Annotated in this window: 9 protein-coding genes and 1 pseudogene; 1 reads left to right on the forward strand and 9 read right to left on the reverse strand. The window is 42.5% G+C overall.

All coding sequences use genetic code 11. The features are described from left to right. Positions 1-6: 6 nt before the first annotated feature. The 9 genes and pseudogenes from ODU55_RS08790 to ODU55_RS08830 form a co-directional block, all read right to left on the reverse strand. Positions 7-897: an ROK family protein gene (locus ODU55_RS08790; protein WP_398582573.1), complete on the reverse strand. Its 891-nt coding sequence runs from the start codon at positions 895-897 to the stop codon at positions 7-9. A gap of 9 nt (positions 898-906) precedes the next feature. Then, positions 907-1,827 carry a dihydrodipicolinate synthase family protein gene (locus ODU55_RS08795; RefSeq protein ID WP_398582574.1) on the reverse strand — a complete coding sequence of 307 codons (921 nt, stop codon included), beginning with the start codon at positions 1,825-1,827 and terminating at the stop codon, positions 907-909. 1 nt (position 1,828) lies between these two features. Then, positions 1,829-2,482, reverse strand: coding sequence for a DUF624 domain-containing protein (locus tag ODU55_RS08800; protein ID WP_398582575.1), 654 nt, complete (start codon positions 2,480-2,482; stop codon positions 1,829-1,831). Between the two features lie 32 nt (positions 2,483-2,514). Beyond that, entirely contained in the window at positions 2,515-2,970 is a 456-nt protein-coding gene (locus ODU55_RS08805) for a YhcH/YjgK/YiaL family protein (protein WP_398582576.1), read from the reverse strand. Positions 2,971-2,988: 18 nt separating this feature from the next. Then, a complete protein-coding gene (locus ODU55_RS08810; protein ID WP_398582577.1) occupies positions 2,989-3,819 on the reverse strand; it encodes a carbohydrate ABC transporter permease in 831 nt (276 codons plus the stop codon). 13 nt (positions 3,820-3,832) lie between these two features. Next, positions 3,833-4,720 carry a carbohydrate ABC transporter permease gene (locus ODU55_RS08815; RefSeq protein ID WP_029186299.1) on the reverse strand — a complete coding sequence of 296 codons (888 nt, stop codon included), beginning with the start codon at positions 4,718-4,720 and terminating at the stop codon, positions 3,833-3,835. 155 nt (positions 4,721-4,875) lie between these two features. Further along, positions 4,876-6,183, reverse strand: a complete 1,308-nt coding sequence (locus ODU55_RS08820) for an ABC transporter substrate-binding protein (RefSeq protein WP_398582578.1) — start codon at positions 6,181-6,183, stop codon at positions 4,876-4,878. 57 nt (positions 6,184-6,240) lie between these two features. After that, complete coding sequence (locus ODU55_RS08825; RefSeq protein WP_398582579.1) at positions 6,241-6,942, reverse strand: N-acetylmannosamine-6-phosphate 2-epimerase; 702 nt, start codon at positions 6,940-6,942, stop codon at positions 6,241-6,243. Between the two features lie 360 nt (positions 6,943-7,302). Next, positions 7,303-7,671, reverse strand: a pseudogene (locus ODU55_RS08830) (carboxymuconolactone decarboxylase family protein); the annotation flags it as partial. Between the two features lie 47 nt (positions 7,672-7,718). Here ODU55_RS08830 and ODU55_RS08835 point away from each other — a divergent pair. Next, positions 7,719-8,045: an IS630 transposase-related protein gene (locus ODU55_RS08835; RefSeq protein WP_099806846.1), complete on the forward strand. Its 327-nt coding sequence runs from the start codon at positions 7,719-7,721 to the stop codon at positions 8,043-8,045. The last annotated feature ends 97 nt before the right edge of the window (positions 8,046-8,142 follow it).

Raw genomic sequence — 8,142 nt, forward strand, 5'->3', positions numbered from 1 at the left:
TTCCTCCTAACCCAGACCTTGCTTCTGCTGGAAATGATAAAAGGCACCCAGCATGCCAGCCGCATTCTCATGCTCTGCAAAGGCAAGTCTGGTCTTGTCTGCTAGACTTGAAACCAGATTTGCCTTAAGGGCTGCCTGGATTTTCTCAAAGAGATAATCCTTTTGCGCCATAATACCACCACCAAGAATAACCACTTCTGGATTGGCTACATAGCAGATGTTGGCAATGCCTTGGCCGAGATAGTTGACCATGCGATCAATAGCCGCAATACAGTGGGCATCTCCAGCCTTGGCTTCTTGGAAAATCTTATAGCCGTTCCAGTCTGCCGGATTCTGACCATGCAGGCGAGCCACTTCTTGGACAAGAGCCGTCGTTGAAGCCAGGTCTTGGAATGCACCATCAGAAAGATGGAGATAACCAACCTCACAGGCCGAATTACTAAAGCCGTGGAAGATTTGACCGTCCACCAGCAAGCAACCACCAATACCCGTACCAATTGTCAAACAAAGACTAATCTGGCAATCTTGACCAGCGCCTGAAATCCCTTCTGCCAGCCCTGCACAGTTAACATCATTTTCAATCTCACAAGGAAGTCCGAAACTAGACTCGATTTCAGACTTGAATTGGGTTCCAGCATAGTTTGGAATCTGCGGTCCCGAATAGAAAATCTCTCCCTTGTCAGGATCGACCATCCCTGCTGAAGAAATGGCTACACCTGAAAGTGGGGATTGAGCATGAAAGTTTGCTACTAGATTTTTGACTGTCGCAAGGATATGGGGACCGCCCTTGTGAGCTTCCGTATCCATCTTGTAACTTTCTAGAATCTGACCTGCTGCATCTAGGCGGCCATATTTTATCTGGGTTCCGCCGATATCAATAGCAAGATAGGTTTTCATAGACACCTCCTAGGCACCAAATCTTTCCTTGGCATCCCGAATCAACTGAGCCGCTTCTTGAGCAATGGAAAGGTCCGCTTCTGTTAAGGCCGTGAGAGGTTCCCGAACAGAGCCAATGTCCAAGCCATCATTGATACGGATAACTTCCTTGATGACAGCATACATATGACCATGACCAGACACCAATTTTCCGATGATGGTATTGATGGTTGCCTGTAATTGACGGGCTGTTTCCAAGTCCTTGTCAGCAATTAACTGATTGAGCCTTAGGAAGAGTTCTGGCATTGAGCCATAGGTACCACCAATTCCTCCTTTAGCCCCCATGAGGCGACCGCCGAGAAATTGCTCATCTGGACCATTGAAGACCACATAATCTTCACCGCCTAGACTAACAAAGGTATCAATATCCTGAACTGGCATAGAAGAATTCTTCACCCCTACCACTCGTGGATTTTTCAACATTTCCTTGTACAGACTAGGCGTCAAAGCCACACCTGCCAGTTGCGGAATGTTGTAGATGATGAAATCTGTATTTGGTGCAGCTGCACTAATGCCGTTCCAGTAAGCTGCGATGCTGTACTCAGGCAAACGGAAATAGATCGGTGGAATAGCTGCAATAGCATCGACACCCAATTCTTCCGAATGGCGCGCTAGCTCCACACTGTCCTTCAAATTGTTGCAGGCCACATGGTTAATAATGGTCAATCTGCCCTTGGCAACCTCCATAACCGCTTCAAGAATTTGCTTGCGGTCTGCCACACTTTGGTAAATGCATTCGCCAGATGAACCATTGACATAAAGCCCTTGAACTCCCTTGTCAATGAAATACTGAACCAGAGCTTTTACACGCTCTGAACTAATGTCACCAGCCTCATCATAACAGGCATAAAAGGCTGGAATAATACCATGATATTTCGATAAATCTTTCATTTTAATTCCTTTTTAACGATTGTAATCGTGACCCAAATTCTCTAATAAATAGAAAGGATAGGCCAGCATAGGCAAAAAATAGGAAACTCACCAGACCAATCAAGAGAGTGAGGTCTGAATAGAAGAGGACAGCAACCAAGAGGAGCAAGACCAGGCTGACCATAAAAGTCAGAGACAACATAGTCCCAAGGTAGAAAATCCCTTGCAAAAACAAGTCCTTCAAGTGGAGCTGAAAACGACTGGCTAGTGGGTAGACATAGACCCAGAGCAGCTGGCTAAAGAGCAAGATAGCAATGCAACTTGCACGGAAACTATCAAAGACTAGACCAGCCTGATTCCAAATTAGATAAAGATCCAAAAGGCAAAAGCTTGTTAGCCCCACTTCAACCAAGGACAAAATGAGGCCCTGTTTCCACTGCCGACGAAAATGTCCCCAGTAGGTCGACCAGACCTTGATTTTCCCCTCTTCATGCATGTCCCATAAACTAGCCTGAAGGGCAAGTTTGGCAATTCCCAAGGTAAAAAGAGGGAGACTGGCCAAAACAGTTAAGCCATTTAAGAGCATTAAATCGAAGATTTTTTCTACCAGTTGCCAGGCTGGATGATGGACATCAAACAGGGACTGAACCAGTGTTCTACCACCTTTTCCTTTCATCCTCATCTTCCCCTTTCTATTTTATAAAGGACTTAGTCATCTACTAAGACTTTAAACACACACTTGCGGACAGTCTTGGCACCACCTGCCCATTGGTTAGGCTGGTGAACTTCCCCAGGTAGGAAAATAGCAAAGTAATTCCCATCTAGTAGACAATCCACCCATTTTTCACTGGGAACAAAACCGATATCACCTGCCTGGTCAAATCCAGTATCCTCTCCAACCAGACGGCAACCGTAGGAAATTTGTTCCTGACCACTGATGACAAAATGAATATCCACATAAGAACGGTGGTATTCAAATTCCTCCTTAAACTCCTCAGAGAGGGTATTTTCTTGGAGGAAATAATAGACATCCTGGCCTGCAACTTCATACTTGCCTAGCTCCTGCTCTCGAAAATCTCCCTTTTCAAGAACAGCCAAGGCAAGATCCAAGTTAGGATGCAGGCCCTTATAGTGCCTAATATTTTCAATATGATCATAAATCATGCAACTTTCTCCATGAACTTATCCCTTAACAGCCCCCATAGTAATACCCTGTGTAAAGGATTTTTGGAAGACAAGGAAGACGGTAACGATTGGGACAGCAGCCATAGCAGCACCCGCCATGATGACACCATAGTTGGTTGCCATTTCAGCCTGCATGGTCGCAACACCCAGCGAAATGGTCAAATTCTGACGTGATGTCAACATAACCAACTGCATGAAGTAGTCGTTCCATGAGTTGATGAAGGTGAAGATGGCCAAGGCAGCAAAGCCAGGTTTGACAATTGGAAAGGCAACATTCCAGAAAGTGGATAGCTCGCCACAACCGTCAATCTTAGCAGATTCCAAGAGCTCGGTTGGAATGTTTTCTGAGAATTGTTTCATCAAGAAAACACCGAATGGCCAACCAACAAGTGGCAGAATAACCGCAGCTAGCGTATCATGAATGCCCATAAAATTGATAATCCGAACAAGGGGCACAAGAACAACCTGTTTTGGCAAAGCCATGGCAGCGATGAAGATTGAGAACAAGATCCGCTGTCCATAGAAACGTTTTTTAGCCAAGACATAACCTGCTAGAGAGGATGTTGAACAAACCAAAATCATGGTTGCCAAGGAAATGAAGACGGAGTTCCATAGCCATTGCAAGGCAGGGTTTTGTACCGTCAACTTGGTAAAGTTTTCCAGTGTTGGCTGGGTTGGCCACCACTGAGGTGGAATGACAATAGTATGCGGTTGTGACTTAAAGGCCCCTGTCATAATCCAATAGAAAGGAAAGATGAAAAGGATGATCAACAAGAGCAAAATAATGGTTGAAATAACACCAAAAGGCGTAATGGTTTTCTTTTTCATGATCTCCTCCTTTCTAGTATTCCACATCATTACCCAAAATCTTGAATTGGGCAAAGGAAATCAAGGCAATCATGACTGCCAAGAAAACACCCATGGTATTTGCATAGCCATACTCAGACAACTTAAAGGCTTTTTCGTACAAGTAGTACATGAGGGTCGAAGTCGAATAGTTTGGACCACCCGAAGTTAAGAGCTGAATGAGGGCAAAACATTGGAAAGAGTTAATGGTTGTAATAACTGCAATATATAGAGTTGTTGGCAAGAGGCTTGGCCATTTGATTTGCCAGAAAACCTGATGTTCATTGGCACCATCCACACGCGCTGCTTCTACCAAGGAATTATCAATATTACCCAAAGCTGCAATGTAGAGGATAATAGGCTGACCAACCGAAGTTGTCAAAAGGATAATGATAATGGCTAACAAGGCCCATTGCTTATCCCCCAACCAGCTGATGTTCTGGTCGATGATTCCACCAGATTTCAGAACAAAGTTCAAAATACCTGATAGCGGATCATAGATCCATTTCCAAACAACCGTAACAGCAACCGAACCCGTTACAACAGGTAGGAAGAAGACAGCACGGTAGAAAGAGCGAGCGATGACATTCTTTTCATAGGTCTGTGAAGCCACAAAGACTGAAAAGAAGACAACGACTGGCACTGACCCAACCACGATAATCAACGTGTTAATCAAAGATTTGATAAAAATCGGATCATTAAACATCCGTACATAGTTATCCAGTCCAACAAAGCTAAAATCTGTCATGGTGTAGTTGAAGAAACTGGTGACAAATCCCATAATCATTGGAGCTAGTACAAAAATAGTGAAGAAAATGAGAATAGGAGCTAAGAATGTATAGGATACAATGGTCTCCCGCATTCTAATCTTATTTATCTGCACCGAGAACACCTCAATTCTATTCGGAATCATTCTTTATGAAAATCAAAATACCTACTGAAAAAATAGTTGTTGTTTTTCATAAAGCATGAAAGGAATGGCTCCTTTTCCATATCTATTGAATAGCTAACAGAGAAAAGGAGCCTCATTCAATTCATTTATTTAATCGTTGCGTTTGCTTGCTCAGTGAATTCTTTCAAAGCTGGTTCTGCTTCTTTTTCGCCATTTGATACAGCTTGAAGCATTGGGAACCAAAGAGTTCTCATTTCAGCAAATCCGTCAATCGTGTTGTAGTATGGAGAGTAGTAGCCAGTCCACTTATCAATCATAGCCATACGTTCATCATCATAGAGGGCACCAAATGATGTACGAACTGGGAATGCTCCTGTACGAACAACGTTCTTAGGACCCCATTCTTTATCATCTGCGATGAACTGGATGAATTTCTTAGCTGCTGCTACGCGTGCTTCGTCGCCATTATTGAAGACTGCAAAGCCGTTTACAAGGTACTCAAGAGCTGCTTTACCATCTTCAGATGGGAATGGTACTTCAAGCACTTCAACTTTAGAAGCTTCTAGCAATTGTCCTTGGATACCGTTTTGAGCAGGACCCCAAAGGATAGTGTAAGATGTTTGACCGTTTGCAAAGTTTTGGATGTCATCGCCACCTGCATATTGTGAACCATTCATCATGTAACCGTCTTTAATCCAGCTAGCTGCCTTAGACAAGGCCTTGATCATTTGTTCTGAATCAGTAGTATATTTGGTCACACCTTCATCAGTGATGCTACCACTGTAAAGGTTTGCCAAGAAGGCACGAGTACCTTGGTCACCACCTTGGCCGTTAGAGAAGAGGGAACCTGGGTTGTAGCCTTTGTCTTTCAAAGCCTTAATGACTTTTTCAAAGTCGTCTGTTGTCCAGCCATCTTTGACAAGATCAAGAACACCAGCATCTTTCAACATCGCTTTGTTAAATGCCATGTAGAATGGTGCAGAGCTGAGTGGGTACATGTAGGCAGTATCACCAGCCTTAGATGCTTGAATAATGTTATCATTGTTCACATCTTTGACAAATTCATCTGTAAAGAGGTCATTCAACTCAGCCAATTTGCCATTTTTTCCGTAGGTAATGATACGACCTGGTGCATCAAATAGAACATCTGGAGCAGTCCCTGCTTCAATAGCAGTCGTGATTTTTTCTGGTCCAGATGTAAAATCGATGGTTTCCAGTTTGACAGTGATGTCTGGGTTAGCTTCCTCAAAAGCTGCAATAATTTTTTGCTCATAGGTACCAACACCGTCTTCTGTATTCTCTTGTGTAAATACTGGGAAGGCCCACCATGTGATTTCTGTCTTACCAGAAGCACTAGAATCAGCAGTTTTTTCAGCAGTTTTATTACCGCCACTACATGCTGCAAGTGACAAAACTGCCACACCAGCTAACAATGAATGTATGATTTTCTTCATCATTCTTCTCCTTTTTTTATTATTTTGCTTACCCCAAAGGGTGCTTAGACTACTTATTTATTGTTTCAACACTCGGATAAACCGCTCTGCTATTTCTTTTGGTCGGGTAATAGCCCCGCCAACAACGATACCTGCAACACCTAGATCATGGATGGTTTTGACTTGATCCGGATAATGAATTTTTCCTTCAGCGATGACATCGATACCTGCTCGACAGAGTCGATCAACCAATTCAATATCTGGACCATCTTCCTGCCGGCTATATGAAGTGTAACCAGAAAGGGTTGTCCCAACGAAATCAATTCCAGCCTCATAGGCCGTTATCCCCTCTTCATAGGTTGAAATATCTGCCATAAAGAGTTGGTTTGGATATTTTTCCTTTATTTGTTTGATGAAGTCTACGATTGTTAGCCCATCGTACCGTTCTCGATTGGTACAATCCAAGGCAATCACTTCAATATCTAAGGCTGCCAGTTCATCAACTTCCCTCATTGTCGCAGTTATAAAAGGTTCCTGTGGAGGATAATCTCTTTTGATAATTCCAATAATTGGTAAATCGGTTACTTCCTTGATTTCTTTTATATCTCGAACACTATTTGCTCGAATTCCAACTGCTCCTGCCTCTTCTGCTGCTTTAACCAGTAAGGGCATTATGCCCCCTTCCTCCCGATAGAGAGGTTCACCTGGTAAAGCCTGGCAAGAAATGATCAAGCCATCTTTTATTTGTTCCTTTAGGACTGCCTTGCTAATGGTAGCCATTCCATTCTCCTTTCTATTATCGGATCCGAGATAGCGCTTACAATGTCATTATATAATATATTTATATTTTTTCAATAGTTTTTTATACATAAAATCTACTTTCTTACTTTTTACAAAAACCAACAATTTTGAAACTAGTTTCTAAAATATTTTCTATTCTTAAAACTAGTTTTATACTCAATGAAAATCAAAAGTAGCCTAGGAAACGAAGCCGACGATAGAACTCAAGTTCATCTAGGCAAGTTGACAACGGATAATTTTGATTTTCGAAGAGTATTACCATACAAAAAATCAGCCAGAGCATCACTCTAACTGATCTAGTTTCATATGGTAAGAAGTTGTGAACTGTGAATACCAACTCTAAAGTGCATAGGGCTGCAATTCGGGATTGATTGGTGTGTTAATCAAATTGTTTGCATAGTTGCAAAGGGTTGCAAGACTAACTCCCAGTACAACATCCAAAGCATTTTCTGCTGTATAGCCTGCTTGGAAAAATTCCTCTAGCAAGGGCTGTCCAACCTTACCTTTTTCATGAATAACAGCCAGAGTAAATCGAGCGAGAGCATCTAATTTTGCATCCGTTTCGATTGGTGTTCCCTGACGTAGAGCTTGTAGAATAACATCTGGCATCTTAACCTGCTTGATAGAAATAGCCGTATGACCTGCCACGCAAAATCCACAGCCATTGGCAAGGGCAGCTGTAATTTGTACCACTTCGCGTTCAGTTGCTGTTATAGTTGTTTAGTTTTTATTTGATGTGTGATAAAAATAGACTTATGACTTACGGAATTGATTTTAGAAAACGCGTTATTGCCTATGTCCAATCAGGACACACAAAAAAGGAAACCTGTGACTTATTTGGTATTGGAACCGATACCTTGTACCGTTGGGAGACACAGCTGAAAAATGAAGGACATCTGAATCGTAAACCACGCTCTCGTAGTCCTCGCAAACTTCCGCTTGACCGCTTGGAAGCCTATGTCAAGGAACATCCAGATGCTTTCTTAAGGGAAATTGCAGAGCATTTTGACTGTAGTATTCCCTCAGTTTGGGCTGCCTTAAAAAAACTGAACATCACTTTAAAAAAAGACCACAACCTATAAAGAACAAGATAGCGAAAAAGTGAGACGCTATCTTGATGTTTTAGCCTGCTTTCCAAACACCCCTATTGTTTATATTGATGAGACTGGCATTGATACC

Origin of the sequence: Streptococcus sp. 2022WUSS037, from assembly GCF_044427225.1 — a bacterium.
Taxonomy (GTDB): domain Bacteria; phylum Bacillota; class Bacilli; order Lactobacillales; family Streptococcaceae; genus Streptococcus.

Excerpts from the sequence above, each read along its gene's own strand:
- ODU55_RS08825 (WP_398582579.1), bottom strand. The coding sequence starts at position 6,942 with ATGGCTACCATTAGCAAGGCAGTCCTAAAGGAACAAATAAAAGATGGC.
- ODU55_RS08805 (WP_398582576.1), bottom strand. The coding sequence starts at position 2,970 with ATGATTTATGATCATATTGAAAATATTAGGCACTATAAGGGCCTGCAT.
- ODU55_RS08810 (WP_398582577.1), bottom strand. The coding sequence starts at position 3,819 with ATGAAAAAGAAAACCATTACGCCTTTTGGTGTTATTTCAACCATTATT.
- ODU55_RS08835 (WP_099806846.1), top strand. The coding sequence starts at position 7,719 with ATGACTTACGGAATTGATTTTAGAAAACGCGTTATTGCCTATGTCCAA.
- ODU55_RS08790 (WP_398582573.1), bottom strand. The coding sequence starts at position 897 with ATGAAAACCTATCTTGCTATTGATATCGGCGGAACCCAGATAAAATAT.
- ODU55_RS08820 (WP_398582578.1), bottom strand. The coding sequence starts at position 6,183 with ATGAAGAAAATCATACATTCATTGTTAGCTGGTGTGGCAGTTTTGTCA.
- ODU55_RS08795 (WP_398582574.1), bottom strand. The coding sequence starts at position 1,827 with ATGAAAGATTTATCGAAATATCATGGTATTATTCCAGCCTTTTATGCC.
- ODU55_RS08800 (WP_398582575.1), bottom strand. The coding sequence starts at position 2,482 with ATGAAAGGAAAAGGTGGTAGAACACTGGTTCAGTCCCTGTTTGATGTC.